This window comes from Staphylococcus sp. AC872, assembly GCF_979255425.1.
The window spans coordinates 178,947-205,759 of sequence record NZ_CEEDKW010000002.1 but is presented as its reverse complement, the minus strand read 5'-3'; the positions used below and the strand labels follow the sequence as shown (position 1 = coordinate 205,759).

At 30.5% G+C, this 26,813-nt stretch carries 28 protein-coding genes; 21 read left to right on the top strand and 7 right to left on the bottom strand.

The annotated features are described in order from the left end of the window. Nucleotides 1-238 precede the first annotated feature (238 nt). Together ACZ267_RS03885 and ACZ267_RS03880 are read left to right on the top strand one after the other, a co-directional pair. On the top strand, nt 239-1,084 hold the full coding sequence (locus ACZ267_RS03885; RefSeq protein ID WP_002466739.1) for a sensor histidine kinase: 846 nt from the start codon (nt 239-241) through the stop codon (nt 1,082-1,084). 5 nt (nt 1,085-1,089) lie between these two features. Next, complete coding sequence (locus ACZ267_RS03880; RefSeq protein ID WP_222128793.1) at nt 1,090-1,683, top strand: response regulator transcription factor; 594 nt, start codon at nt 1,090-1,092, stop codon at nt 1,681-1,683. On the opposite strand, the gene ACZ267_RS03875 is transcribed toward ACZ267_RS03880, so the two are convergent. Then, complete coding sequence (locus tag ACZ267_RS03875) at nt 1,684-1,848, bottom strand: hypothetical protein (protein WP_002451285.1); 165 nt, start codon at nt 1,846-1,848, stop codon at nt 1,684-1,686. It lies immediately after the preceding gene. A gap of 192 nt (nt 1,849-2,040) precedes the next feature. After that, entirely contained in the window at nt 2,041-2,223 is a 183-nt protein-coding gene (locus ACZ267_RS03870; RefSeq protein ID WP_079448998.1) for a hypothetical protein, read from the bottom strand. A gap of 133 nt (nt 2,224-2,356) precedes the next feature. On the opposite strand from ACZ267_RS03870, the gene nucI reads away from it, so the two are divergent. Next, nucleotides 2,357-2,887, top strand: a complete 531-nt coding sequence (gene nucI, locus ACZ267_RS03865; RefSeq protein ID WP_002466364.1) for a thermonuclease NucI — start codon at nt 2,357-2,359, stop codon at nt 2,885-2,887. A gap of 71 nt (nt 2,888-2,958) precedes the next feature. Here nucI and ACZ267_RS03860 read toward each other — a convergent pair whose 3' ends face one another. Continuing rightward, a complete protein-coding gene (locus ACZ267_RS03860; RefSeq protein WP_015365040.1) occupies nt 2,959-3,819 on the bottom strand; it encodes a hypothetical protein in 861 nt (286 codons plus the stop codon). 379 nt (nt 3,820-4,198) lie between these two features. Between ACZ267_RS03860 and ACZ267_RS03855 the strand changes: the two genes are divergently transcribed. Continuing rightward, nucleotides 4,199-4,798, top strand: a complete 600-nt coding sequence (locus ACZ267_RS03855) for a hypothetical protein (protein ID WP_002466355.1) — start codon at nt 4,199-4,201, stop codon at nt 4,796-4,798. Nucleotides 4,799-4,854: 56 nt separating this feature from the next. Here the strand turns inward: ACZ267_RS03855 and ACZ267_RS03850 are convergent, their stop codons facing one another. Next, nucleotides 4,855-6,222, bottom strand: coding sequence for an aspartate kinase (locus ACZ267_RS03850; protein ID WP_002466363.1), 1,368 nt, complete (start codon nt 6,220-6,222; stop codon nt 4,855-4,857). A 187-nt stretch (nt 6,223-6,409) separates the two neighbouring features. Between ACZ267_RS03850 and ACZ267_RS03845 the strand changes: the two genes are divergently transcribed. From ACZ267_RS03845 to ACZ267_RS03830, 4 genes are read left to right on the top strand one after another with little or no spacing between them, the layout of a single operon-like run. After that, on the top strand, nt 6,410-7,690 hold the full coding sequence (locus ACZ267_RS03845; protein WP_047210796.1) for a homoserine dehydrogenase: 1,281 nt from the start codon (nt 6,410-6,412) through the stop codon (nt 7,688-7,690). 5 nt (nt 7,691-7,695) lie between these two features. Then, nucleotides 7,696-8,757 (top strand): threonine synthase, encoded by a 1,062-nt coding sequence (thrC, locus tag ACZ267_RS03840; RefSeq protein ID WP_079448999.1) that lies wholly within the window; start codon nt 7,696-7,698, stop codon nt 8,755-8,757. Between the two features lies 1 nt (nt 8,758). Beyond that, nucleotides 8,759-9,673, top strand: a complete 915-nt coding sequence (gene thrB / locus ACZ267_RS03835) for a homoserine kinase (protein ID WP_047210798.1) — start codon at nt 8,759-8,761, stop codon at nt 9,671-9,673. A gap of 53 nt (nt 9,674-9,726) precedes the next feature. Further along, nucleotides 9,727-10,530 (top strand): Cof-type HAD-IIB family hydrolase, encoded by an 804-nt coding sequence (locus ACZ267_RS03830; protein WP_002466348.1) that lies wholly within the window; start codon nt 9,727-9,729, stop codon nt 10,528-10,530. A gap of 98 nt (nt 10,531-10,628) precedes the next feature. Here ACZ267_RS03830 and ACZ267_RS03825 read toward each other — a convergent pair whose 3' ends face one another. Both ACZ267_RS03825 and ACZ267_RS03820 read right to left on the bottom strand, forming a co-directional pair. Beyond that, nucleotides 10,629-10,943 carry a hypothetical protein gene (locus ACZ267_RS03825; protein ID WP_002466361.1) on the bottom strand — a complete coding sequence of 105 codons (315 nt, stop codon included), beginning with the start codon at nt 10,941-10,943 and terminating at the stop codon, nt 10,629-10,631. A gap of 190 nt (nt 10,944-11,133) precedes the next feature. After that, nucleotides 11,134-12,585: an amino acid permease gene (locus tag ACZ267_RS03820; RefSeq protein WP_002466366.1), complete on the bottom strand. Its 1,452-nt coding sequence runs from the start codon at nt 12,583-12,585 to the stop codon at nt 11,134-11,136. Between the two features lie 206 nt (nt 12,586-12,791). Between ACZ267_RS03820 and ACZ267_RS03815 the strand changes: the two genes are divergently transcribed. The 5 genes from ACZ267_RS03815 (at nt 12,792) to ACZ267_RS03795 (ending at nt 17,174) form a co-directional block, all read left to right on the top strand. Next, nucleotides 12,792-14,309 carry a catalase gene (locus ACZ267_RS03815; RefSeq protein ID WP_002466353.1) on the top strand — a complete coding sequence of 506 codons (1,518 nt, stop codon included), beginning with the start codon at nt 12,792-12,794 and terminating at the stop codon, nt 14,307-14,309. A gap of 78 nt (nt 14,310-14,387) precedes the next feature. Next, on the top strand, nt 14,388-14,537 hold the full coding sequence (rpmG, locus tag ACZ267_RS03810; protein ID WP_001831295.1) for a 50S ribosomal protein L33: 150 nt from the start codon (nt 14,388-14,390) through the stop codon (nt 14,535-14,537). A gap of 194 nt (nt 14,538-14,731) precedes the next feature. After that, nucleotides 14,732-15,001: a 30S ribosomal protein S14 gene (gene rpsN, locus ACZ267_RS03805; RefSeq protein WP_002451298.1), complete on the top strand. Its 270-nt coding sequence runs from the start codon at nt 14,732-14,734 to the stop codon at nt 14,999-15,001. A gap of 156 nt (nt 15,002-15,157) precedes the next feature. After that, nucleotides 15,158-16,135, top strand: coding sequence for a GMP reductase (gene guaC, locus ACZ267_RS03800; protein ID WP_015365036.1), 978 nt, complete (start codon nt 15,158-15,160; stop codon nt 16,133-16,135). Nucleotides 16,136-16,148: 13 nt separating this feature from the next. Beyond that, complete coding sequence (locus tag ACZ267_RS03795; protein ID WP_019235890.1) at nt 16,149-17,174, top strand: CAP domain-containing protein; 1,026 nt, start codon at nt 16,149-16,151, stop codon at nt 17,172-17,174. 192 nt (nt 17,175-17,366) lie between these two features. Here ACZ267_RS03795 and lexA read toward each other — a convergent pair whose 3' ends face one another. After that, nucleotides 17,367-17,990, bottom strand: coding sequence for a transcriptional repressor LexA (gene lexA, locus ACZ267_RS03790; RefSeq protein WP_002466354.1), 624 nt, complete (start codon nt 17,988-17,990; stop codon nt 17,367-17,369). Nucleotides 17,991-18,132: 142 nt separating this feature from the next. Between lexA and sosA the strand changes: the two genes are divergently transcribed. From sosA to sbcC, 8 genes are all read left to right on the top strand, one after another. Further along, nucleotides 18,133-18,366 carry a DNA damage-induced cell division inhibitor SosA gene (gene sosA / locus ACZ267_RS03785; RefSeq protein WP_002466360.1) on the top strand — a complete coding sequence of 78 codons (234 nt, stop codon included), beginning with the start codon at nt 18,133-18,135 and terminating at the stop codon, nt 18,364-18,366. 185 nt (nt 18,367-18,551) lie between these two features. Continuing rightward, nucleotides 18,552-18,788, top strand: coding sequence for a DUF896 domain-containing protein (locus tag ACZ267_RS03780; RefSeq protein ID WP_079449001.1), 237 nt, complete (start codon nt 18,552-18,554; stop codon nt 18,786-18,788). 133 nt (nt 18,789-18,921) lie between these two features. Continuing rightward, nucleotides 18,922-20,910 (top strand): transketolase, encoded by a 1,989-nt coding sequence (tkt, locus tag ACZ267_RS03775; protein ID WP_079449002.1) that lies wholly within the window; start codon nt 18,922-18,924, stop codon nt 20,908-20,910. Between the two features lie 216 nt (nt 20,911-21,126). Further along, entirely contained in the window at nt 21,127-21,369 is a 243-nt protein-coding gene (locus tag ACZ267_RS03770) for a YneF family protein (protein ID WP_015365032.1), read from the top strand. A gap of 200 nt (nt 21,370-21,569) precedes the next feature. After that, nucleotides 21,570-21,752, top strand: coding sequence for a hypothetical protein (locus ACZ267_RS03765; protein WP_015365031.1), 183 nt, complete (start codon nt 21,570-21,572; stop codon nt 21,750-21,752). A 325-nt stretch (nt 21,753-22,077) separates the two neighbouring features. Further along, nucleotides 22,078-22,545, top strand: a complete 468-nt coding sequence (locus tag ACZ267_RS03760; protein ID WP_002465848.1) for a CcdC family protein — start codon at nt 22,078-22,080, stop codon at nt 22,543-22,545. Nucleotides 22,546-22,652: 107 nt separating this feature from the next. Next, the gene (gene sbcD, locus ACZ267_RS03755; protein ID WP_002465846.1) at nt 22,653-23,777 is read left to right on the top strand and encodes an exonuclease subunit SbcD; all 1,125 of its coding nucleotides are present in this window, start codon (nt 22,653-22,655) and stop codon (nt 23,775-23,777) included. Between the two features lie 5 nt (nt 23,778-23,782). Next, on the top strand, nt 23,783-26,812 hold the full coding sequence (gene sbcC / locus ACZ267_RS03750) for an exonuclease subunit SbcC (protein WP_047210803.1): 3,030 nt from the start codon (nt 23,783-23,785) through the stop codon (nt 26,810-26,812). The last annotated feature ends 1 nt before the right edge of the window (nt 26,813 follow it).

Here is a 26,813-nt window from a genome sequence, read left to right as displayed (position 1 = left end):
TTTGGACAAAAATTGGAACCAGAATAACACCTTTAATTTATTTGATTTTTCCGATATTAAACCTAATCGATTATAGTATTGAGAGACCCAAATGGGAATATTTTCTAATTGTAATCATTTTTGCAATTGATTATATCACAATTGTTTTTACTATAATCACGTGAGTGATAAAACACTGTATATAATGTTTCTGATTCACTATATATTATTAGATTATTTTGTTATATGTAAACAACCAATGAATGCATTATTTTATTTCTTTAGTGCATTTGCTATTCCTTTCATGTTGAAAAAAGGATTTAAGTCTAAATATTTTATTACATTTGTTATTGCGATTATAGTAACACTAGGAATCACGTTTATTATTATAAATGATGCAACATTACCTTTATCAATTTATTTTGTGGTCATATTTTTAATGTGTGTAGGGAATATTTATGCTTTAGAAGAGCGTAAAATGAAAGAAAAACTTACAGAACAGAATAAATACATTAATATTCTAATAGCGGAACAAGAACGATCACGTATAGGACAAGATTTGCATGATACGTTAGGTCACGTTTTTGCAAGTTTAACCTTAAAATCAGAGCTAGCTATGAAACTGATTGATCAACAACCAGCTAAAGCTAGAGATGAAATAGAATCTATCAATGAACTATCAAAAGACACGTTAAAAAAAGTGAGAAATATAATAGAAAATCTTCAAACGCCTTCATTTCAAGAAGAAGTTAAAGCAGTATCGACAATTTTAAAAGATGCTCAAATTGATTTTGCTTTTTCTAACACACAAATAGTAGCATCTTTAAATCCAGCAAAGCAGGCTTTGGTATCCATGATTTTAAAAGAGGCGATAAACAATATTATTAAACATGCTAATGCAACTACAGTTAAAATTAATGTGAGTGATTATCAAAAATATATTATGTTAACTATCCAAGATAACGGTATAGGAATGAATAATAAAGATAAAGAAAAGTTGAGTAGTATTCGGAATAGAGTGAATTATTTAAATGGAGAACTAAATATTGAAAATCACAATGGAACTAAACTAACAATCTGTGTACCTAGAGGTGAAATGATGTGATTACAATGATTATAGCTGAAGATCAACATATGCTTAGAAAAGCTATGGTACAACTTATCGAATTAAATGATGATTTGAAGGTAATAGCAGATGTAGGAAATGGTAATGAGGCATTAGAGTTAATAAAAACATATGAACCTGATATTGCAATTCTAGATATAGAAATGCCAGGTATGACTGGTATTGAAATCTTAGCAGAATCTAAAGCGTTAAAATTACAGACCAAAATTATCGTTGTTACAACTTTTAAAAGACCAGGATATTTTGAAAAAGCTGTAGCAAATGATGTAGATGCATATGTTTTAAAAGAGCGATCCATAGATGAATTAGTAAATACTATTCAGAAGGTAGTTAAAGGGAAGAAAGAATATAGTGATAGCTTGATGACATCATTAATTACGTACACCAATCCATTAACGCACAAAGAACAAGTTGTCTTACGAGAAATCGGTAATGGATTAAGTAGTAAGGATATTGCAGATAAATTATATTTATCTAATGGAACAATACGTAATTATACATCATCTATTATTGATAAACTTGAAGCTGAAAATCGTTTTGACGCTTGGAAAATTGCCACAAATAATGGTTGGATATAATTAGCTTGGTTGTTTATCAACATGTTCTGAAAGTAATTTTAAAATTTCAATTGCTTTATAAGTTGGTGTTTCAATGCTTAATGTATGATCAAATGTATGATTTTGGGGTGTTTTAACTTTATAAGTAATTTCATAGCTATCAATGATGCAATCTATAATTTCCATAATTTCCCCCTCCTAAAAATTTTATTGAATTAATTGTTTTATTAATTTTTATATACCACAAATTTTACAAATTATTCCTCTAATATTCACATAAATGTTACAAAATAAATATTTTTTTGAAATTAAAAAAGGCCATTGAATTTGATTTCAATGGCACGCTTTGTTTAATATTGATATTTAAAAAAATATTGTCTATCGCTTTCTTTTATCCATGAAATTGGTGATTAAATAAACGATAAAACCTACTAAAATTCCTAAAAATAATGCAACTACGGCAGAAACTATAGTTGGGAATTTAAATACAACTTGCATTACAATACCTATTATAATTGCCACAATGACTGCTATAAGTGTGACTCTATTCTCACTAGACATATTGTTAATTCACTCCTATCATTGATTATTATATCATGGTCATGCTTGTTTAAAAATTTTTATTTAGTATTGACGCTATGATTATTATTCATTATCATTAGTCAGGATAAATAAGTAAGAATGGGTGACATCAATGAAATCGAAAAAGTCTTTATCAACACTTGTGTTGGTCATTATAGTTGTTTGTGTATTATTGTTTCAATTTATTAATCATACTGGACCATTTAGTGGATCTAAATCTGAAAATACTAATACAGAATTAAAAGGAAAGGAAAAAGTTCATATTGATAGAGTAGTTGACGGGGATACGTTTGTAGCAAAACAGGGCAACAAAAATATTAAAGTGCGTTTAATTGGTGTTGATACGCCTGAAACAGTTAAACCGAACACACCTGTTCAACCTTATGGTAAAGAGGCTTCGAACTATAGTAAGAAAACTTTAACTAATAAAGACGTGTATCTTGAATATGATAAAGAAAAAAATGATAGATATGGTAGAACTTTAGCCTATGTATGGTTAGATAAAGATCATATGTATAATAAAGAACTCGTTGAAAAAGGTTTAGCAAGAGAGAAGTACTTTGCGCCAAACGGTAAATATAGAGATGTATTTAAAAAGGCTCAAAATGAAGCTAAGAAAAATAAAGTCAATATTTGGAGTTAATATGTAATAAGAAGGCCGATACAATTATGGATATCTTTTCATAATTGTATCGGCCTTTTATCATATAATTTTTAATTAAATTGTTGTGTAATTTGTTCAACTTGATCTTTAGTTAATGGATGTTTAGATAAACTTACTGCGTCATTAATCACTTTTTCAAGTGATGATTTAGTTGAAACTGTGTCTACATATTTGTCGCTTTCTTCAGAACCTTCGATAATATTGACAGTTCCATCATTAAAATAAACCACACCGATACTTTGAATTTTGAAATTGAACTGTGACTCGATTTGGTCTTTTAATGCTTTAGCGTTATTAGCAGCTTGTTGGTAAGGATCATAATCATAAAATTCATATATTACTCGATTATCTTGAAGCATTTCAATGAATGTATAGACACCTTCACGAGTAGTATTGAATTGTTTATGATATTGTTCACTAATATAATGTCCAACAATTTTATCTCTATTTAGAGGTTGTTGGTCTAAATTAATGTGCTTATCAGGCACATCAAAGTGGTAGAAAGTTTTTTGATTCCAATGTTTAACATCAACATTGATTAAACCTACATCAGTAACAATAATAAAATCAAATGATCTTACATAATCAAATAATGGATGTTTTGTGGCAAGGTTACTCGTTGCTATGATGTTATATACCTTTAACTGACCACTTTCCACAAATTTATCTAAGATACCTCGTAAATCACGTTTTGCATTTTTGAATGCATGTGGGCTAATGCCTTTGTTGGTACTTAACATTTGATTTTTTAAAGAAAGATTTTCCTCACTTAAAGCTGAATTTTTCGCTACGATTTGATTTTTTGCATATTCTTCAGTTTCAACTCTACTTTTTAAATACTGTTGATTCAAGAAAAATGCGATAATCAAAACAATGATGATAATTATTAGAATTATCGATAAAGTTGACATAATTTTCACCCGAATCCATTTAGATTTAAACAGTAATACATATGTATGACAATGATATGAAATATTAATTTTTATGAAAAAGAAAATAATATATATAATCAAAATCACACAATTGATAACTCAATATTGATTATAAACTTACATTTAATGATGTTCAATCTATTGTAAGTGAAATTAAGAATATTATTTGAAAATTTAACGTTATAGACACTTTTAATAAATAACCATTGGAGTATCCACCAATTAAGATGAAATAATAAAAAATTATCAGTATATTAAATATAATTTTTACTAATTGTTCACAAATAATCAATTGAAAAAGATGTAGCTAGAGGGTATAATATAGGTTATGAAAGCGTTTACTAAGAAGGTGGTGTACATGTATATGGAAGAGCATTCAAATACTCAAACTTTAGTTGAAGCATTAATTCAATCATCATCACAGTCTTTCAAGTTTCATGGCGTTGTAGCAATGCAGTTATTTTTAAGTGATGACCTTGAACTACCTTCAAAAGTAGATATTTGTGTAGAACGTAAAAAATTAATAGATATTGTCAAAGCTATACCAAAACATTTTGATGTTCGTTTTTTTAATAAAGCTGGTGAATGTTCAGAAAGTCATAACATGTCATTAAAAGAAATTACACATGCAAATGTGTATGATGAAGAGCAACAAATTATGGAGATATTTGTATATGATGTTGTGAATGATGAGTGGATATTTAGGTTGAATTCTCAAATTCGTTTACCTAAGAATAATATTTATTTCCATTCATTAAATTATGATGTGGATTATATTAAACCTGAAATCGTATTGATGTATGATTTATTAGATAACCAAAACTATCATCAATTCTCTAATTATAAAAAAGTAATTGATTCATTGAGTTACTATCAATTTTTCATTCTTAAACTTGTTGTGGGTGAAAAAAGAATTAAAGAAGCTATTTTAAATAATAAAAAGATATTAGAAGCTTAAAAGCAACTTTCTAAAGAACTAGATTTTGTTCTACTTAGAAAGTTGCTTTTTTTAAATTAATCTTTTATACAGATACCGTGATAACAGAATTCATAAGTTGCTTTTACGGCTTTTTCTGCATCTTCTAGTTTGATACCAAACATCATTGAAATTTCAGATGCCCCTTGGTTAATCATTTTTAAATTAATATTAGATTCAGCAAGTGCATGGGTAATTTTACTAGCAGTACCAATAACTCTATTCATCCCTTCACCAACAATCATTAAAATTGCTAGATCGTGATCAATACTTAACTCATCTACGTCACAATATTTTTGTATATCATTTAACACTCGACTTTCTACATCTCTGATTTGATCAGAGCGCATGACGAGACTGATATTATCTATACCAGAAGGCATATGGTCAAATGAAATATTATAATCTTCAAGAACACCTAAAATCTTTCTTGTGAAACCAACTTGTCTATTCATCAAGTATTTTTTGATATTTATAACAGTAAAATCTTTATCACAACTAATACCACTAATTACATTTTTAGAATTAATTTCTCGATCATGTACGATAAAAGTGCCTTTATCTTGAGGACGATTTGTATTTTTAATAACTACAGGGATGCGGTCTTTATGTAAAGGTTGTAGCGCCTCATCATGAAATACACTAAAACCGGCGTATGAAAGTTCTCGCATTTCTCTATAAGTAATTTCTTCGATGATTTCAGGATTTTTAATAATGTTGGGGTTAGCTTTGAATATACCAGATACATCTGTAAAGTTTTCATATAGCGATGCTCTAACACCTCTAGCAATGATAGCACCCGTAATATCTGAGCCACCTCTAGGGAAAGTAACTATAAAATGATGTTTGGAAACGCCAAAGAATCCCGGAATAATTAATTTTTCTTTATAATTATTTAATTTATATATTTGTTCATAGGCAGAATCTAAAATTTGAGCTTGTTTAGGTAAATCAGTGACTAAAATACCTGCATCTTTCGGTGAAATATATTTAGTAGGAATACCTTGGCTATTGTTATAAGCTGCGATGAGTTGTGCATTAAAGTCTTCACCGCATGACACAATAGCATCATAAAGACGTGCAGGTTTATCTTTAAGTTCATATATATATTTTTCCAAAGTTTCATCAATCGTAGTAAGAATATCACGTTCCATATCTAATTCTTCAACAATATCTGCATATCTTTGAACAATTTCTTGTTTTTTATGCTGATAGTCAATGTTATTGATGACTTTTTCGTATAAACGAATGAGCAAGTCTGTTGTTTTAATATCATCACTGAAACGTTTTCCCGGAGCAGAAACGATAATAATCTTACGTTCTGGATCATCATTAACAATTTTTAAAACTTTTTTAATTTGCTTGGCGTTAGAGACTGAACTGCCTCCAAATTTAGCTACTTTCATAATAAAACAACCTTTCTAAAAAATCAGAAAATTTTATTTAGTTTTTCGGTAGAGCATGGTACTATAAAGTTATATTTTCATTATTGTGAACTTTACAAAAATTAAGAATAATTCTATACTATACCATCATATGGTATTTTTCAACGATACATTTGTTTTTCTCAAGTGAACAAGGAGGTACAGCGACATGAAGGAATTAAATATAGCATTACTTGGTTTAGGTACTGTAGGATCAGGTGTTGTCAAAATAATTGAAGAGAATAGACAACAAATTAAAGATACACTTAATAAAGATATTGTTATCAAGCATATACTTGTTCGTGACAAATCAAAGAAACGTCCATTAAATATTAGTCAATATCACCTAACTGAAGATGTGAATGAAATTTTAAATGATGACACTATTGATATTGTTGTGGAAGTTATGGGAGGCATTGAACCTACAGTTGATTGGTTACGTAGTGCTTTAAAGAATAAAAAGCATGTCATTACTGCGAATAAAGATTTATTAGCAGTACATTTAAAATTACTTGAAGATTTGGCAGAAGCTAACGGTGTTGCTTTAAAATTTGAAGCAAGTGTTGCAGGTGGTATACCAATTGTAAATGCAATTAATAATGGTTTAAATGCCAATAATATATCTAAATTTATGGGGATTTTAAATGGAACATCAAACTTCATTCTTTCTAAAATGACTCAAGATCAAACAACTTTCGAAGATGCACTTGAGGAAGCTAAGCGTCTAGGTTTTGCAGAAGCTGATCCAACAGATGATGTAGATGGTATAGACGCCGCTAGAAAAGTAGTTATAACATCATACCTATCATTTAACCAAGTGATTAAACTTAATGACGTTCAATTAACAGGCATTAGAAATACGACACTAAGTGATATCAATGCTGCAAAAGCATTAGGATATAAAATTAAATTGATTGGTAAGGGAACTTATAATAATGGAAAGGTCAATGCATCAGTAGAACCTACGTTAATCGATGAAAAGCATCAACTTGCAGCAGTAGAAAATGAGTATAATGCCATTTATGTCATTGGTGATGCTGTAGGCGATACAATGTTTTATGGTAAAGGTGCCGGTAGTTTAGCTACAGGAAGTGCTGTTGTGAGTGATTTATTGAATGTGGCTTTATTCTTTGAATCAAATTTACATACGCTACCACCTCATTTTGAATTGAAAACTGAAGAAACTAGAGAAATGATGGATAATGAAGAAGCCGTTCTCGTTCAAGAAAAGTTGAACTTTTATGTTGTGCTTAAGTCTCAAGAGCAATCTGAAGAAAAGTTAGAAAAAGAACTTAAATCACATTTACCATTCCATAAATCATTAAAAGTGACTAAGCGTCATGCAGATACATACGCATTAGTAATTTTAGGATTAGATCATTCACCTGAACAATTATTAAATAACGCAGGATTTGATGTTAATAAAGTTTATCCAGTAGAAGGGGTTTAATACTTATGAAAAGATGGCAAGGTTTAGTTAAAGAATTTGAATCATATTTACCTGTAAATGACCAAACACCTAAATTAACGTTGAATGAAGGGAATACACCGTTAATTTATTGTGAAAATATGTCAGAAATGCTTGGAATCGAACTATACGTAAAATATGAAGGTGCGAATCCAACAGGTTCTTTTAAAGATAGAGGCATGGTTATGGCCGTAACTAAAGCAAAAGAGCAGGGTAAAAAAGTTGTTATTTGTGCGTCAACAGGAAATACATCAGCATCAGCAGCGGCATATGCAGCTAGAGCAGGGTTGAAAGCAATAGTAGTCATTCCTGAAGGGAAAATAGCTTTAGGTAAATTATCGCAAGCAGTAATGTATGGTGCTGAAATCGTATCCATTGAAGGAAACTTTGATGAAGCTTTAGAAATTGTGAAAGAGATTGCAAAGAATGGCGACATTGAATTGGTGAATTCGGTTAATCCATTTAGAATTGAAGGGCAGAAAACAGGCGCTTTTGAGTTAGTAGAACAACTAGATGGTGAAGCTCCAGATATTTTGGCGATTCCAGTTGGTAATGCAGGTAACATAACTGCATATTGGAAAGGTTTCAAAGAATATCATGAGAAAAAAGGTAGTCAATTACCACAATTATTTGGTTTCCAAGCAGAAGGTGCATCACCAATCGTTCAAAATAAAGTCATTAAAAATCCAGAAACTGTTGCTACTGCTATTCGTATTGGAAATCCTGCGAGTTGGGAGAAAGCGACTAATGCACTTAAAGAATCAAATGGATTAATTGATAGTGTAACTGATGAAGAAATTTTAGAAGCTTATCAAATGATGACATCTAAGGAAGGGGTTTTCAGTGAGCCCGCTAGTAATGCATCTATTGCAGGTTTAATTAAATTAAAACGTGCTGGTCGCTTACCACAAGGAAAAAAAGTAGTAGCTGTTTTAACAGGAAACGGTTTGAAAGACCCAGACACAGCTATTTCTTTATTAGATAATCCAATACAAACACTTCCTAATGACAAAGAAAGCATTATTAAGTATATTAAAGGAGCTTTATAATATGGAAGCTATGTTAAAGTTGAAAATTCCCGCTTCTACTGCAAATTTAGGTGTTGGATTTGATTCGATTGGTATGGCATTAAATAAATATCTTCATATGAACATCAAACCAATTCAGGGTGATAATTGGGAATTTAACTACTTTAATGAAGAATTAGAGAGCTTACCAAAGGATAAATCTAATTATATTTATCAGGTCGCTCAAAAAGTTGCTTATAAATATAATGTTGAGTTACCAGCGTTAAGTATTGATATGAGAAGTGATATACCTTTAGCAAGAGGTTTAGGTTCTTCAGCTTCAGCGTTAGTTGGTGCACTTTATATCGCTAACTATTTCGGAAATATTCAATTATCCCAGTATGAATTACTTCAACTAGCAACTGAGTTTGAAGGTCATCCAGATAATGTAGCACCTACAATTTATGGCGGGTTAATTTCTGGTTATTATAATCCAGATACTAAAGTGACAGATGTAGCACGCATTGATGTGCCTAAAGTAGATATTATACTAACTATTCCACCATATGAACTTAAAACTGAAGATTCTCGTCAAGCATTACCAGATACTTTTTCACATTCTAATGCAGTACGTAATAGTGCAATTAGTAATACTATGATATGTGCGTTAATACAACACAAATATGAATTAGCTGGAAAAATGATGGAACAAGATGGCTTTCATGAACCTTATCGTCAACATTTAATTCCAGAATTTGCATCCATTAGACAAATTTCTAAAGCACACCATGCTTATGCGACTGTCATTAGTGGTGCTGGCCCTACAGTATTAACAATGAGCCCCCGTGAACATAGTGGTGAAATAGTAAGAACTTTAAAGAAAGATATGTCACATTGTATCTCAGAATTAGTGACTATCAATGAAGTTGGTGTCATTGAAGAAGTAGTGTACCAGTGAGCTTGTTTTGATGTAAAATATAGATAAGTCATTGAAAGGAGATTCGAAATAACATGAGTAAATATAAAGTAATCGTAATGGATATGGATGACACACTAATGAATAGTGAGAATCAAGTATCTCCAGAAACACAATCTTATCTTATTGATATTCAAGACAAAGGATATAAAGTTGTTTTAGCTTCAGGAAGACCAACTGAAGGGATGTTACCTGTAGCAAGAACATTAAAATTAAATGAACATGAAAGTTTTATTATTAGTTATAACGGTGGTAAAACAATTAATATGACTACAGAAGAAGTAGAAGTAAGTCAAAGCGTATCTAAAGAAAATTTTGACGCGATTGTAGATTATTGCCGTGAAAAAGGCTTTTTAGTCTTAACTTATGACGAAGGTTACATTATTTATGATGGCGATCATGAATACATGAATATTGAATCAGAATTAACTGGTCTACCGATGAAACGTGTGGAAGATATTAAATCTTATATTACACATAGTGTGCCAAAAGTTATGGGCGTCGATTATGTAGGTAATATTACTGAAGCGCGTATCGACTTGAATGGTTTCTTTAATGAGGAAATTGATGTAACTACAAGTAAACCATTCTTTTTAGAATTTATGGCGAGAGATGTTTCAAAGGGTAATGCAATTACAGCATTATGTAAAAAACTAGATATTTCACTTGAAGAAGTGATTGCATTTGGTGATAGTTTAAATGATCAATCCATGTTAGAGGTTGTTGGTCATGCTGTCGCTATGGGCAATGCAAGTGACGAATTAAAAAATATTGCGGATGAAGTAACTTTAGATAATAATTCTAATGGCATTCCACATGCTTTAAAACGTCTTTTATAATTAAATAGACTTAGGTATCTTGATGGTAACGCGATAACATATTTACTAACATGTTATCGATGTATACCAAGGACAAGTTACCTAAGTCTTTTTTTAGATTATTTTGCTGTGTGTGTCCAATCGTTTTTCCCTTTATAGCGTTTAACATGTGCATAAACTTGATCCGCTGCATAATCCAGATTCGTATAAACAGTTATAGTAAATGCTGATTGGTTTGCTTGAAACTTTTCTTCTAAAAATACTTCTTTCAGATGTGTAAATAAGTTATTCATTTGGTCGTGATTTAAACTTGGATATTCTCTTAAAGTATTTTTAACGAGTTGACCATTTTTTTCTTCTAAAGATTGCACGACGATAACAAAACGTTCGTCACTTTTAATCACATCATCGAACAAATTTGTTTGACCAATCATTGAAACCACCTCTAAGCCATTTTTCTTAACTTTATTATACATGATAATTTGTTTGCAGAAAATAAACTTTAATTATAAAACAATAGTAATTTATTAATTGTTGCGCGTTCATTTTGACAAAATAAAATACACCTTTCAATTAAAATTAGTTAAACAAATCAATCGAAAGGTGTAATTCTATTTATAACGGTTAATTATTTTTGAAAATATGAGAACTTAAATCCATTTCTTCAAGTTTGACAAACTTCGTTTTCTTAATCATTTTATGCACAAAGAAGATAATTGCTAGGATTAGAATAGGCGTAAAGTTTCTAATAACACTAATCCAATCACCTGAAGCAATACTTCCGAATGAACTACCAAATAATAAGAATAATAATGTAGCAATTACGACTATAGGTCCGAATGGATAAAATGGTGCTTTATAAGGTAATAATTCGTTAGCATCTTTACCTTGTTTTTTAATAGCACGACGCACTCTAATTTGTGCCCATATACTAGAACCCCAAATGATGATAACCATCGAACCAATAATATTTAATAAATTAAATACAGCATTAGAATTAAAATTAGCATATATTACTACAGCTACTACTAATAAATAAGTTGTTAGAATTGATCTAATCGGTAATTTAGTAGTTTTATTTAATTTGTTGAAAAATTGTGGTGCTTGTTTATCAACGCTTAATGAATAAAGCATTCTGCTTGTTGTATAAATACCTGAGTTCGCTGCTGATAATAGTGAAGTTAAAATAACTGCATTAATGACTGAGGCAGCAAAAGCAATACCTATACGGTCAAATACGATTGTAAATGGACTTTGAGTAACAGATTGACTTTCATTTAATAGTAATGGATCAGTATATGGGATGATTGCAGCGATGACAGCTATAGATAATACATAGAATAATAAAATTCTCCAAAATACTTGTTTGATCGCTCTAGGCATTGATTTGCTTGGATCACTTGATTCTCCAGCTGTGACTGCAACTACTTCTGTACCACCAACAGAAAAGCCAGCAACTAATAAAACACTTAAAATACCTGAGATACCACCTACAAAAGGTGCTTGTCCCTTAGTATAATTTTCAAATCCATAAGAATGTCCGCCTAAAATACCAAAAATCATCAAAATACCAAAAACTATAAATACAATAATTGTGACTACTTTAATGAGTGATAACCAAAATTCTGTTTCACCAAAAGCTTTTACAGAGAAGATATTTAGTAGTAAAAGTAGCGTAATAAATATCAAACTCCAAGCTAAGGGACTAAAGAAATTAAAAGCATGCCAAAACTTTAATACATTTGCGGCAACGATGACGTCTACACTTGTTACAAGTGTCCACATTCCCCAATATAACCATCCCATGGTAAAACCAAGTGATGGATCAACAAATCGAGTAGAGTAAGAACTAAATGAACCAGATACTGGATAGAAAGTAGCTAATTCACCAATAGACGCCATTAAGAAATAAAGCATGATACCTATTAAGAGGTAAGCAAGGATAGCGCCACCAGGACCAGCTTCAGAAATGACACTTCCTGTAGCCACAAATAAACCAGTTCCAATTGCGCCACCTATAGCAATCATGGTTATGTGTCTGGAGGTTAAACCTCTTTTCATATTATTATCTTCCATATACTGTCTCCCATCTATTTTAAATATATCCATCATTTTAATTCTTTTAGACCTACTATTCAATAGTAATTTAGCACTTTAAAGTAAAATTTAAAAATTTTCTGATAATTCGGTTGAGATAAGGGGTTTAAGTTTCATTAAAAGAGGGGATACTTTATAATGGATACTATATTATAATAATTCTAATTTGTGTGGAGGGAAATTTGATGTCTAAACAAGACGGTAAGTTAACAGGTTTATTCGGCGCACCCGTGTCAGATAGAGAAAATAGTATGACTGCTGGTCCAAGAGGTCCACTTTTAATGCAGGATATTTACTTCTTAGAGCAAATGTCACATTTTGATCGTGAAGTGATTCCTGAAAGACGTATGCATGCTAAAGGTTCCGGTGCATTTGGAACATTTACCGTAACTAATGATATTACTCAGTATACAAGTGCTAAAATGTTCTCGGAAGTCGGTAAACAAACTGAAATGTTCGCGAGATTTTCTACTGTATCTGGTGAAAGAGGTGCAGCAGATGCTGAGAGAGATATTCGTGGATTTGCATTAAAATTTTATACTGAAGATGGAAACTGGGATTTAGTTGGTAATAATACGCCCGTATTCTTCTTTAGAGACCCTAAATTATTCGTAAGCTTAAATAGAGCTGTTAAAAGAGATCCAAGAACGAATATGAGAAGTGCACAAAATAACTGGGACTTCTGGACAGGATTACCAGAAGCATTACACCAAGTGACAATTTTAATGTCAGATAGAGGTATTCCAAAAGATTTACGACATATGCATGGATTCGGTTCACACACATATTCTATGTACAATGATAAAGGTGAACGCGTATGGGTTAAATATCATTTCAGAACACAACAAGGCATTGAAAATTTAACAGATGAAGAAGCGGCTAACGTGATTGCTACGGATCGTGATTCTTCACAAAGAGATTTATTTAATGCGATTGAAAATGGTGATTATCCTAAATGGAAAATGTATATTCAAGTAATGACAGAAGAACAAGCTAGAAATCATAAAGATAACCCATTTGATTTAACAAAAGTTTGGTATCATGGTGATTATCCATTAATTGAAGTTGGAGAATTTGAATTAAACCGCAATCCTAATAACTATTTCCAAGATGTTGAACAAGCTGCTTTTGCACCTACAAACATCGTTCCTGGTTTAGACTATTCACCAGATAAAATGTTACAAGGTCGTTTATTCTCTTATGGTGATGCGCAACGTTATAGATTAGGAGTTAACCATTGGCAAATACCAGTTAACCAACCTAAAGGTGTAGGTATTGAAAATTTATGTCCATTTAGTCGTGATGGCCAAATGCGTATTTTAGATGATAACCAAGGTGGCGGACCTCATTATTATCCAAATAATCAAGGTGTTTATGATTCCCAACCTGAATTTAAAAAGCCGCCATTCCCAGCTGATGGTGATGGTTATGAATATAATCAACGTCAAGATGATGATAATTACTTTGAACAACCAGGTAAGTTATTTAGATTACAATCTGATGAAGCGAAAGAGAGAATCTTTACTAATACAGCCAATGCGATGGATGGTGTAACAGAGGATGTTAAAAGACGACATATTCGCCATTGCTATAAAGCAGATCCAGATTATGGTAAAGGTGTTGCTAAAGCATTAGGTATTGATATTAATTCAATCGATTTAGAAGGTGAGCAAGACGAAACTTATGAGAATTTTAAAAATTAAAAGTTAAGATTGCGCACTGAAGATTTATATGATAGAATTTTAAATCGTAAGTATTCCTAACTAGAAAGGGTGTTGAACGTGCGCGTAAATATCACATTAGCATGCACAGAATGTGGCGATCGTAACTATATCACTACTAAAAATAAAAGAAATAATCCTGAGCGTATTGAAATGAAAAAATATTGCCCAAGATTAAACAAATATACGTTACATCGTGAAACTAAATAATCACTTATCTTTCAAATACGACAATTTGAAATGCGAAAAGATCTTTTTCTTAATCGAAAAAGGTCTTTTTTGTGCTTAATCATGAAAATTAACATTTTATTTAGCTAGGGAAATTTCACGTTTGCAAAAATCATAATACGTGTTATTATATAAAACGTAATAATTACGATTTATAAAAAAGAGAGGTAAAAGAAATGGCTAAAAAATCAAAAATTGCAAAAGAACAAAAGAGACAAGAATTAGTAGATAAATATTTTGAATTACGAAAAGAACTTAAAGCAAAAGGTGATTATGAAGCTTTAAGAAAATTACCACGTGATTCATCACCTACACGCTTAACACGTAGATGTAAAGTGACTGGACGACCAAGAGGTGTATTAAGAAAGTTCGAAATGTCACGTATTGCATTTAGAGAACATGCTCATAAAGGTCAAATACCTGGCGTGAAAAAATCAAGTTGGTAAAACTCGTACTAAAGTCCATTTACAAGAACAATAAAACAATGTAAAGTAAGTAAGGATAATATTTTCTGAATAAAGTAACTGATTTTAAATTGATTATTCGGATTTTAGCTATTTATCCCAAAATATATTGTTTTATAAAGGGGCTTTTAGATTAATATGAAAATATTTGATTATGAAGACATACAACTAATACCGAACAAATGTATTGTTGAAAGTAGATCTGAATGTGATACTTCAATTCAATTTGGACCACGTTCATTTAAACTTCCAGTTGTACCAGCTAACATGCAAACAGTTATGAATGAAGAATTAGCGCAATGGTTTGCAGAAAACGATTATTTTTATATCATGCATCGATTCAATGAAGCAGCTAGAATTCCGTTTATCAAAAAAATGCAAAGCAATCACTTATTTGCATCTATTTCAGTTGGTGTAAAAAAATCAGAATTTGAATTTATTGAACAACTCGCAAATGAACAATTAACACCAGAATATATAACAATTGATATTGCACATGGACATTCTGATTCTGTGATTAATATGATTAAACACATTAAAACATATTTACCTAATTCATTTGTTATAGCTGGTAACGTAGGTACACCTGAAGGCGTTAGAGAATTAGAAAATGCCGGTGCAGATGCAACGAAGGTAGGTATTGGACCAGGTCGTGTTTGTATAACTAAAATTAAAACAGGATTTGGTACAGGTGGTTGGCAATTAGCTGCACTTAATTTATGTAGTAAAGCAGCTAGAAAACCTATTATTGCCGATGGTGGTTTACGAACACACGGTGACATTGCTAAATCAATTCGTTTCGGTGCATCAATGGTTATGATTGGGTCACTTTTTGCAGCTCACGAAGAATCACCAGGAGAAACAGTTGAGCTAGAAGGTAAACGCTATAAAGAATATTTTGGTAGTGCTTCTGAATTCCAAAAGGGCGAACATAAAAACGTTGAAGGCAAAAAGATGTTTGTAGAACATAAAGGGTCATTGAAAGATACTTTAAGAGAAATGCAACAAGATTTACAAAGCTCTATTTCTTATGCGGGTGGAAAAGATTTAAAATCACTACGCACTGTAGATTATGTCATTGTTAGAAATTCAATTTTTAACGGAGATAGAGACTAGTATCTTATGGTAGGTGACTACAATTAAAAAGTTTCTCGTATTTTTTGTCGCATGTTTATGTTTAGTCATTTTTCTGCCATTGAATGAATGGAAACCACTAGAAAAAGTTCAATTAGAAGTTAGACAACAGATAGATCATTGGGCATTTGGAGATTCTAATGAAGAAGATATAAGTTTGGATGTTCCGAATAAACAAGAATTTGCCATAAATAATATTCAAATGAATATGTCAAAAAAAGAAGTGGAAGATAAATTAGGTAAAGCACGACGCATCACTTCTAATGAATATGGCACACATTGGTATACGTATTACGATGATGATTATAACCAATTCGTTATGATTAGTTATATTAAAGATAGAGTAAACGGTATGTACACTAATCAAAACTTAATCTCTTCGCAATCTAAAATAAAATATGCGACCCCTAAAAATAAGGTGAGAGATCGTTTAGGTAAACCTATTGATGAAATGAAAAAAGGGAATAAGCGGTTTGAAATACAAAACGATGAATATGACGTCTTTCACAAAAAGCATATATATACTACTGTCTTCTATGATAAACATGAACAGAATGGTGTCACAGCGTTATATCAAGTAAGTGATGAAATGGAAAATAGACTTCAAGAGCAATATGGTGCACCTTCTAAATCCTTGGAAAAAAGCTTTGAATTACAAGATTTTGATATTGTTAATGCAGAGAGAAAACAAAGACAATTATCAACGTTAAGTTATTCTAAATCCATTTCTAATACTGCTAGAAAGCATAGCAAAGATATGGTGGAAAATAATTATTTTGATCATACAGATTTAAAGAGGAAATCACCATTTGATCGATTGAAAGCAGATCACCATGACTTTAATGCCGCAGGTGAGAATCTAGCCTATGGACAACAAAATAGTATATACGCTCACGAAGGACTAATGAATTCATTAGGGCACAGAAAAAATATACTAAATGATAGCTTCTCAACTTTAGGCGTCGGCGTTGATTTTAATGATCAACGACAACCATATTGGACCGAAAATTATACTGGTTAATCGTTTAAAACAATATATGTTGGGGTACTAATTAGTTGTAAGGAAGTAGATAGAATGTCAACTAAATCAAAACAACAACCTGATATCTTAGAAAAAGTAAAAGAAGTTTTGAACAAGAATCAAAATAAAAAGGATTAGGCATGATGCCTAATCCTTTTTATATATATAGGGGGTTATGAGGATAAAATATGATTACATTTCTCTATATAAACCGATTACTTTTCCAACTACAATAACATTTTCTAAATAAATTGGATCCATCGTACTATTTTCGGGTTGCAATCTATAACGGTTCTTTTCTTTATAAAATCTTTTAACTGTCGCTTCATCGTCTTCTGTCATCGCAACAATAATATCGCCATTTTCTGCGATTGTTTGACTACGAACGATAACTTTATCGCCATCAAGAATACCCGCTTCAATCATACTGTCTCCAACAACATTTAAAATAAAAATATCGCTATTATGTGTGGAAGTTAAATGTTCAGGCAATGGAAAATATTCTTCAATATTTTCAACAGCAGTAATTGGAATACCTGCAGTTACTTTACCGATTACAGGAACATGAATTGTTTCTTCCATACTAATATTATCATTTAATTGTTCGCTAACAATTTCAATTGCTCTAGGTTTAGTAGGGTCACGTTTAATATAGCCTTTTTCTTCTAATCTTGATAAGTGACCATGAACAGTTGAACTTGAAGCCAATCCTACTGCTTCACCAATTTCTCGAACACTTGGTGGATACCCTTTTGATTGAACAATCTGCTTAATGTAATCATATATTTCACTTTGTCTTTTCGTTAATTCTCTCATATATAGGCACTCCCTAGTTTTATTTAAGTTTATTATAGCATCTCTAATAGTAAATAACAAACGTTTGTTCGTTAAAGTGTTGACATGGAACATCTGTTCTGTTAAATTATAAATACAAACAAACGTTCTAGGAGTGAGATTCATGTTAACAAAACAAACAAAGACATTTTTAACATATATAGCAGTATTTTTAGTATCTTGCCTTATCTTTTTAGTATTCTTCTTAAGTGTTAATCAAAGCGCACATTCAGAACAAACGTACGAAATGACAGATCATGAAATTCATCAGAATGCTAACCAAAATGAACATCAAACACCTAATAATAACGGGAACAGCGAACATAAATCTGGGTCTATGTTCGCATTAGCCCACTAAACACTAAAATAGAATAAAAAAGTAAAAGTGAGCGTAACGATTTGGTTATGCTCATTTTTTTGTTATATTCTATGGAAGGTTTATAAACGCTATATTATTATAAGAATATAAAAATATATGATATAAGGTTAGAAATTAACTATGGATATAATTGAACAATAATTGATATGAAAGTAGGAATTTGAATGTCTAAAAATGATTTAAATATTGATAGAATTAATGAATTAGCTAAAAAGAAGAAAGAACAAGGTTTAACCAACGAAGAAGCCAAAGAGCAATCTAAGTTGAGAAAACAATATCTTGATTCATTTATAGAAGGGTTCAAAAAGCAATTAGAAAACACTAAAGTGATAGATCCAGAGGGTACTGATGTTACTCCTGAAAAATTAAAGAAAATTCAACAGAATAAGAAAGAAAAATAAGCGTGAAATTTTATCATTTTAGATTTATTTTAATAGAAAAACTGAGGGATTTTTCAGATTTTTCTTTATGAATTTATATTAAAATAAGTTATAATTAATTTGAGGTATTATTTGAAGAAGGGAAGAAAATATAATGTTTAATAAAGAAGATCAATTAGCAATCGATACGATTCGTGCTTTAAGTATCGATACAATAGAAAAAGCCAATTCAGGTCACCCTGGTTTACCAATGGGTGCAGCACCAATGGCATACACACTATGGACAAGACACCTAAATTTTAATCCCCAATCTAAAGATTATTTTAACAGAGATAGATTTGTATTATCTGCTGGACATGGTTCGGCGTTATTATATAGCTTATTACATGTATCTGGTAGCTTAGAAATGGATGAACTAAAACAATTTAGACAATGGGATTCTAAAACACCAGGTCATCCAGAATTCAGACATACTGATGGTGTAGAAGTAACAACGGGTCCACTAGGTCAAGGTTTTGCAATGTCTGTAGGTATGGCATTAGCAGAAAGTTATTTAGCAGGTAAATTTAATAAAGAAAATTACAATGTAGTTGATCATTATACGTATGTACTTGCGTCAGATGGCGACTTAATGGAAGGTATTTCACATGAGGCAGCTTCATTTGCCGGCCATAACCAATTAGACAAATTAATCGTTTTATATGATTCAAATGATATTTCATTAGATGGTGATTTAGACAAAGCATTTTCTGAAAAAACACAATCACGTTTTGAATCATATGGATGGAATTACATCTTAGTTAAAGATGGCAATGACTTAGAAGAAATAGATAACGCAATTAATAAAGCTAAATCTCAACAAGGACCAACTATTATTGAAGTTAAAACAGTCATTGGATTTGGATCTCCAAACAAATCAGGTACTAACGGTGTACATGGTGCGCCATTAGGTGAAGATGAACGTAAATTAACATTAGAAGCATACGGTTTAGATCCTGAAAAACGTTTTAATGTACCGCAAGAAGTGTACGATATTTTCAACTCTACAATGTTGAAACGTGCTAATGAGCATGAAGAAAATTGGAAAAATAAAGTTGAAGAATATAGTAAAGCTTATCCAGAATTAGCTGAAGAGTTCAAATTAGCAATAAGTGGTAAATTACCACAAAACTATGAAAAAGAACTACCTAAATTTGATGCAGATCATAATGCAGCATCACGTGCTGACTCAGGTGAAGTTATTCAAGCGTTAAGTAAGCACGTGCCATCATTCTTTGGTGGATCTGCAGACTTAGCTGGTTCAAACAAATCAAATGTTAAAGATGCTAAAGATTACGATAAAGATAATCGTGACGGTAAAAATATTTGGTTTGGTGTTCGTGAATTTGGTATGGGAGCAGCCGTTAATGGTATGGCAGCTCACGGTGGTTTACATCCATATGGAGCAACTTTCTTTGTTTTCAGTGATTACTTAAAACCTGCATTACGTTTATCAGCAATTATGGGCTTAAATTCAACATTTGTATTTACTCATGATTCAATTGCAGTAGGTGAAGATGGTCCTACGCATGAACCAATTGAACAATTAGCTGGATTACGTGCAATTCCTAACATGAATGTGATTCGTCCTGCAGATGGTAACGAAACAAGAGTTGCTTGGGAAGTTGCTCTAGAATCTGAAAGTACACCTACATCATTAGTACTTACACGTCAAAACTTACCAACTTTAGATGTTCCAGAAGAAACAGTAGAAGAAGGCGTGCGTAAAGGTGCTTATGTAGTTTATGAATCTAAAGAATCTCCTGAATATTTATTATTAGCAACTGGTTCTGAAGTAAGTTTAGCGGTTGAAGCAGCTAAAGATTTAGACGCACAAGGTAAAGGCGTTAGAGTTGTTTCTATGCCAAACTGGTTCGCATTCGAACAACAATCAGAAGACTACAAAGAATCTGTGATTCCTTCAAACATAACTAAACGTGTTGCTATTGAAATGGCATCAACATTAGGTTGGCATAAATATGTTGGTACTCAAGGTAAAGTGATTGGTATCGATGGATTTGGTGCAAGTGCTCCTGGCGACTTAGTTGTTGAAAAATATGGATTTACAAAAGAAAATGTTTTAAATCAAATTCGTGAATTTTAATTCATTGTTGATTTAAATATATTGCTGTAGCCTGAGACATTTAATTTATGTCCCAGGCTTCGTTTTTAAATAATAAAATAATTTATAAAGTACGTTTAATAAAATTAGAAAATTTGTTATGATTTTTGATGTGCATTATTTTAAGTCTTAAATTTGTCTTGAAATAAATATTTGAATCTAGTAAAATTCATTAGGATAAAGAAAGTGGGTGAAACAATGGCAACATGGTTAGCAATTATCTTAATTGTAATAGCATTAATCGCAGGTTTAGTTGGTGGTTTCTTCTTAGCTAGAAAATATATGATGGACTATTTGAAAAAAAACCCACCTATTAATGAAGAAATGCTACGTATGATGATGATGCAAATGGGTCAAAAACCTTCTCAAAAGAAAATCAATCAAATGATGACTATGATGAACAAAAACATGGACCAAGGTATGAAAGGTCAAAAGAAATAATATAAAAAGGGATTAAGGCAGTTATAAATTTCTGTCTTAATCCTTTTTATTTTTAGTTATGATTGTTCTATTAAATAAAATAACCAAATGTTCAGTTAAAATTGAAATGTATTTATAATATTGAAAGGATTAGAAGAATTATTAAGTCTATCGTTAAGGCATCCAACATTAATCGTTAAGTTTAATGTGAGGTGTTTATTTTGAATTTAGAACCAGATAGTATCAAATTAGGTATCGCGTCATTTTTATCAGTAATAATTGTTTCAATTATTGGTAATCGGCTAAAAGTGCATGTAGTGTTACAATTATTATTAACAGTTATCATAATGGTTCTATTATTATTCTTTTTCTGGAGGCTAGGATATTTAATTTACTATAAATGATGTGTTTTGAGTGAAAATGAATAGTCATTTGAAATGTAGTTTGTATCAGTAAAGTTTAATCATTATTTTGAAACTATCTTTATGAATAACAGTAAAAATAGAACTAAAAATATAAGTTAACAAATGCGTAGTGTCTTCATTTTTATAAGGTTATAACGGTTCAATTATTGATAAGAAATCATAAATAAAATAAGGTGTTAAATTGATTGATATTGGGATACCTATTTATTAAATTAAAAGCTATGAAAATATATACGTTTAATGATATACTAACACGTGATTAAAAAAGAGTATTGTAGTTTAGAATATATGAGAAGGTGTAACAGTGGCATATTTAATATTTTCAATTGTATTTGCATTCTTGATGGGTGCAGTTGTTATTGTGATTCGTATGAAAGCACAAAATTTTCCAGTCAATGAAAAGAAAATTATTTTACCACCATTTTTCATGGCAACAGGTGCTTTAATGTATGTAATACCATATTTCAGATTGACGGGAACTGAGATACTAGAATCATTAGTCTTAGGTGTATTATTTTCTACAGTTTTAATTTGGACATCTCGTTTTGAAGTAAAAGGTAGTGAGATTTATATGAAACGATCAAAGGCGTTTCCAATTATTTTGATATCACTATTAGTTATACGTACTGTTATAAAAATATTCATTAGTAATGAAATTGATCCAGGAGAAATTGCTGGTATGTTTTTCTTATTAGCATTTTGTATGATAGTACCATGGAGATTAGCGATGTATTACAAGTACAAAAAAGTAAAAAAATCTATTGTTCATTAAATATATAAAAGCCACTTATCTACCTAGATGAGTGGCTTTTTGCTTGAAATATATATTGAAAAGTAATATGATTAATACGAACAAACGTTCTATTCGGAGGTATAAAGATGAAGGTAATCCATACAGCAGATTGGCATCTAGGTCGAATTTTAAATGGTAAACAACTACTCGAAGATCAAAGATATGTATTAGAACAATTTATAGATCGAATGAAAGAAGAAAAACCAGATATGATCGTTATTGCAGGAGATTTATACGATACTACATATCCTGGTAAAGAAACGATTAAATTATTTGAAGAGACGATTGCCACGTTAAATATTGATATGAAAATTCCAATTATTTTAATTAGTGGGAATCATGATGGAAAAGAACGTTTGAATTATGGTGCGAGTTGGTTCGAACATAGCGATTTATATATAAGAACTCAACTTGAAAGTATGACACAACCAATTCATATAAATGGCATCAATTTTTACACATTACCTTTTGCAACAGTTGCTGAAGTGCAACATTATTTTAAAGATGATTCAATTCAAACGCATCAACAAGCATTAGATAAGTGTATAAGTTCTATGTCAGAAACGCTACAACCTCATGAAATTAATATTTTGATTGGCCATTTAACTGTACAAGGTGGTAAGACTTCAGATTCAGAAAGGCCATTAACGATAGGTACTGTCGAAACAGTAGAAAGAAAATCATTTAATATTTTTGATTTTGTAATGTTAGGTCACTTACATCATCCATTTAGTATTAATGAGGACATTATTAAATACAGTGGCTCATTACTTCAATATTCTTTTTCAGAAGTTGGACAACCTAAAGGTTATCGAGTAGTTAAGTTTAATCATAAAAATGATATTCAAGATTATTTTGTTCCAATAGAACCAATGAGAAAATTAGAAATTGTCACAGGGGATTATGAAGACGTCATACAGGAAAAGGCAAACGTATCAAATAAGAATAATTATATCCATTTCAAATTAAGAAACATGGCTCATATTTCAGATCCGATTATTAATTTGAAACAAATCTATCCTAATACATTAGCATTAACAAACGAAACGTTTGAGTACCATGAAGCAATTCAACATATAGAAATCAAAAAAGAAGATGATCTTTCAATTATTAATCATTTTTATAAAACGATAACCAATGAGCAATTAAGTGATATACAAGAAAAGAAAATTAACCAAATTATTAATGATTTGATGAGAAAGGAAGATTAATTACCTTGAAACCAATGATGTTAAAGTTGAACAATTTTGGTCCTTTCTTAAATGAAACAATAGATTTTAGAAATATAGATCAAAATCAATTGTTCTTAATTAGTGGTAAGACTGGTTCCGGTAAAACAATGATATTTGATGCCATCGTATATGCATTATATGGAGAAGCTTCAACTAAAAATAGAAAAGAGAATGATTTAAGAAGTCATTTTGCAGATGGTAATTCAGCAATGCAAGTGACGTTCGAATTTGAACTTAATCATAAACTATTTAAAATAGTTCGTACTGGTCCTTATATTAAAGAAGGTAATACAACCAAAACGCCCGCAAAGTTAAATGTTTTCGAGTATATAGAAAACGAATTTGATTTAAGGGAAAGTATGGTAAATGCAGGTAATCAATTTATTATCGACTTAATTGGTGTTAATGCTGAACAGTTTAGACAGTTATTTATTTTGCCACAAGGTGAATTTAAAAAATTCTTATTATCTAATAGTAAAGAAAAGCAAGGGATTTTAAGAACACTCTTTAATAGTGAACGATTTGAAGAAATTGAAAAACAATTAAACGAAAATGTTAAAAATGAAAAAATCCAAATTGAAGAAAGATATAAAAACATTGAACGATTATGGAATGATCTCCATACTTTTGAAAACGATGAGTTAGAAGAATTAAAAAGTATCAATGTACATCAAACAGACAAAATCATTGAGGTATTACATAGGTTTAATGAATTTGGTAAAAAAATAGGGAGAAAAAAGTATGAACAAAAGAAAAATAATGAAAATGAAATTGAAAAAGTAGAACAAAAGCTCAGTGATAATAAAGAGTTAGAATTAAATTTAAATGAGTTAAATAAAAGTGAAAGTACATTAAAGCAACTTAAGCAAAAGGAAAATAATATAAATCAACAACGTGAGAGATTAAATAAGATTAATGAAATTAAACCATTATCACAATTACTAGATAGAAATGAAGCGGCCAATAAAAAGTTAAATCAAGCAGAAAAATTGATAGAAATCGTTGGTCAAGAAATTAACAAGTTAATAAAAGAAAAAGAAGAAAATCAATTAGAATTAAATCAATTATCTGAACAAGAAGAATCTATCAATAAAGAAAAAGCCTATTTGGAAAAAACTAATACTTTTTATACCAATATGACTCTCTATTTAAATAGTTATAAAGACAAAGAACGATTGATATCGCAACTCGTAGATTTAAATGAAAATAGAGAAATAATAGAAAATGAATTATTAAAACTAAATGAAGCTATTAAATCAAAAGAAATTAACTATAGTTATGTTGAACAATTGAGTCAGGATATTTTCAATATTGAAAAAGAACTAGAACTAGCAGAAAAGCTTAAAAATGATATGAAAATTAAAGCAGAATTAACCTCTAAGTTGAATGACACTAAGACATCCTATAATCAAAAATGTATTGAAATAGAAGACTTATCTAATAAGTTGTCCGAAATAGATAAGACAGAAATTAATTTGAATAACAAAGAAACTTTAGTTGAACAACTTCAACAAGTCATGTCACTTGGAGATACATGTCCGATTTGCGGGAATGAAATTACTTCATTAGGACAACATATTGATTTTGATAGTATTAATAAAAAGCAAAATTTAATTCAATCATTACAAAAAGAGCTTAATGAAATGAATATCGATAAAGCTAAATTGGAAAGTACTTTAAATCACTTAACGGAGCAAATAAACAATATTCATGTAGATGAAAATACCATGCCGGATATAAAAACCCTTTATTCTAAAATCAATAGAAAGAAAGAAGAAAAAGAAAAACAACAGAAGGAAAATGAATTTATCTTAAAAACAAATAAAAAGGTAGAACAAAAACGTCAAGAATCGTTTGAAATTGAAAATGAAATTAAAAATGCAAAATCTAAAATTGAACAATGTGAGATACGTATCAATGATTTTGAATCAACTACTCAGTATAATGAAATAGATGAGTTTGAAACATATTTTAAAAAGTTAAAAAGTAATGTTGATCATTATTTAAAATTACTTGAAAATCATAAACAAAATAGAAATGAAATTATTCAAAAACTAAGCATAGAAGAAAATAACTTGCATCATCATAAGCAAACTAAAAATGATATTCAAGAGGAAATTAAACAAACACAACAAGCATTAGATGCTGAAATGAACCGTTTAAATATAGATTCTATTGAACAAGTTCAGGATATAATTAAAATTGTTTATGAAAAAGAAGACATAGAGAATGAAATTAAAGAATATGATAAACAAATCCATAAGAATGAATTGGAAATAAGCAGACTTAAAAAGTTAGTTGCAGGAAGAAAATTAGATGATATAGGAGAAATTCAAAAAACTCTATCAGAACTTAAAGCTAAACTTGAAAATGTAACTAATGAAATTGCCACATTAGAATATCAACTGAAATTAAACCAACAAAAAGTAGATGAAATTGTATCTCATATCGAGTATTTAAACAAGGAGTTGAAAGAGCAACAAGATATATTTAATCTTGCAGAAATTCTATCTGGTAAAAACAGTCAAAAATTAACATTAGAAAACTATGTACTAATTTACTATTTAGAAAAAATTATAGCACAAGCTAATATTCGACTTGCTACTATGAGTGGTCAAAGATATCAATTGCAAAGAAGAGAAGCTTTATCTCAAGGGTTTAGTGGTTTAGAAATAGATGTTTTTGATTTTTATTCTAATAAAGCAAGACATATTAGTTCACTATCGGGTGGAGAAACATTCCAAGCATCGCTTGCGCTAGCTTTAGGATTAAGTGAGATTGTTCAACAAGAATCGGGCGGAATCTCTCTTCAATCAATGTTTATTGATGAAGGATTTGGTACATTAGATCAAGAAACACTTGAAACTGCACTTGATACACTAGTAAACCTTAAATCGAAGGGAAGAATGGTAGGTATTATCTCTCATGTTAGTGAATTAAAACAAAGAATACCACTTATTTTAGAGGTAACATCAAATCAGTATCAAAGTATGACAAAATTCAAATGGAATTAAA

Excerpts from the sequence above, each read along its gene's own strand:
- lexA (WP_002466354.1), bottom strand. The coding sequence starts at position 17,990 with ATGAGAGAATTAACGAAAAGACAAAGTGAAATATATGATTACATTAAG.
- ACZ267_RS03855 (WP_002466355.1), top strand. The coding sequence starts at position 4,199 with ATGTATATGGAAGAGCATTCAAATACTCAAACTTTAGTTGAAGCATTA.
- ACZ267_RS03830 (WP_002466348.1), top strand. The coding sequence starts at position 9,727 with ATGAGTAAATATAAAGTAATCGTAATGGATATGGATGACACACTAATG.
- rpsN (WP_002451298.1), top strand. The coding sequence starts at position 14,732 with ATGGCTAAAAAATCAAAAATTGCAAAAGAACAAAAGAGACAAGAATTA.
- ACZ267_RS03875 (WP_002451285.1), bottom strand. The coding sequence starts at position 1,848 with ATGGAAATTATAGATTGCATCATTGATAGCTATGAAATTACTTATAAA.
- ACZ267_RS03780 (WP_079449001.1), top strand. The coding sequence starts at position 18,552 with ATGTCTAAAAATGATTTAAATATTGATAGAATTAATGAATTAGCTAAA.
- ACZ267_RS03770 (WP_015365032.1), top strand. The coding sequence starts at position 21,127 with ATGGCAACATGGTTAGCAATTATCTTAATTGTAATAGCATTAATCGCA.
- ACZ267_RS03870 (WP_079448998.1), bottom strand. The coding sequence starts at position 2,223 with ATGTCTAGTGAGAATAGAGTCACACTTATAGCAGTCATTGTGGCAATT.
- nucI (WP_002466364.1), top strand. The coding sequence starts at position 2,357 with ATGAAATCGAAAAAGTCTTTATCAACACTTGTGTTGGTCATTATAGTT.
- thrB (WP_047210798.1), top strand. The coding sequence starts at position 8,759 with ATGGAAGCTATGTTAAAGTTGAAAATTCCCGCTTCTACTGCAAATTTA.
- ACZ267_RS03880 (WP_222128793.1), top strand. The coding sequence starts at position 1,090 with ATGATTATAGCTGAAGATCAACATATGCTTAGAAAAGCTATGGTACAA.
- ACZ267_RS03825 (WP_002466361.1), bottom strand. The coding sequence starts at position 10,943 with ATGATTGGTCAAACAAATTTGTTCGATGATGTGATTAAAAGTGACGAA.
- guaC (WP_015365036.1), top strand. The coding sequence starts at position 15,158 with ATGAAAATATTTGATTATGAAGACATACAACTAATACCGAACAAATGT.
- ACZ267_RS03815 (WP_002466353.1), top strand. The coding sequence starts at position 12,792 with ATGTCTAAACAAGACGGTAAGTTAACAGGTTTATTCGGCGCACCCGTG.
- ACZ267_RS03820 (WP_002466366.1), bottom strand. The coding sequence starts at position 12,585 with ATGGAAGATAATAATATGAAAAGAGGTTTAACCTCCAGACACATAACC.
- sosA (WP_002466360.1), top strand. The coding sequence starts at position 18,133 with ATGTTAACAAAACAAACAAAGACATTTTTAACATATATAGCAGTATTT.
- sbcD (WP_002465846.1), top strand. The coding sequence starts at position 22,653 with ATGAAGGTAATCCATACAGCAGATTGGCATCTAGGTCGAATTTTAAAT.
- tkt (WP_079449002.1), top strand. The coding sequence starts at position 18,922 with ATGTTTAATAAAGAAGATCAATTAGCAATCGATACGATTCGTGCTTTA.
- ACZ267_RS03885 (WP_002466739.1), top strand. The coding sequence starts at position 239 with ATGAATGCATTATTTTATTTCTTTAGTGCATTTGCTATTCCTTTCATG.
- ACZ267_RS03850 (WP_002466363.1), bottom strand. The coding sequence starts at position 6,222 with ATGAAAGTAGCTAAATTTGGAGGCAGTTCAGTCTCTAACGCCAAGCAA.
- ACZ267_RS03845 (WP_047210796.1), top strand. The coding sequence starts at position 6,410 with ATGAAGGAATTAAATATAGCATTACTTGGTTTAGGTACTGTAGGATCA.
- thrC (WP_079448999.1), top strand. The coding sequence starts at position 7,696 with ATGAAAAGATGGCAAGGTTTAGTTAAAGAATTTGAATCATATTTACCT.
- ACZ267_RS03860 (WP_015365040.1), bottom strand. The coding sequence starts at position 3,819 with ATGTCAACTTTATCGATAATTCTAATAATTATCATCATTGTTTTGATT.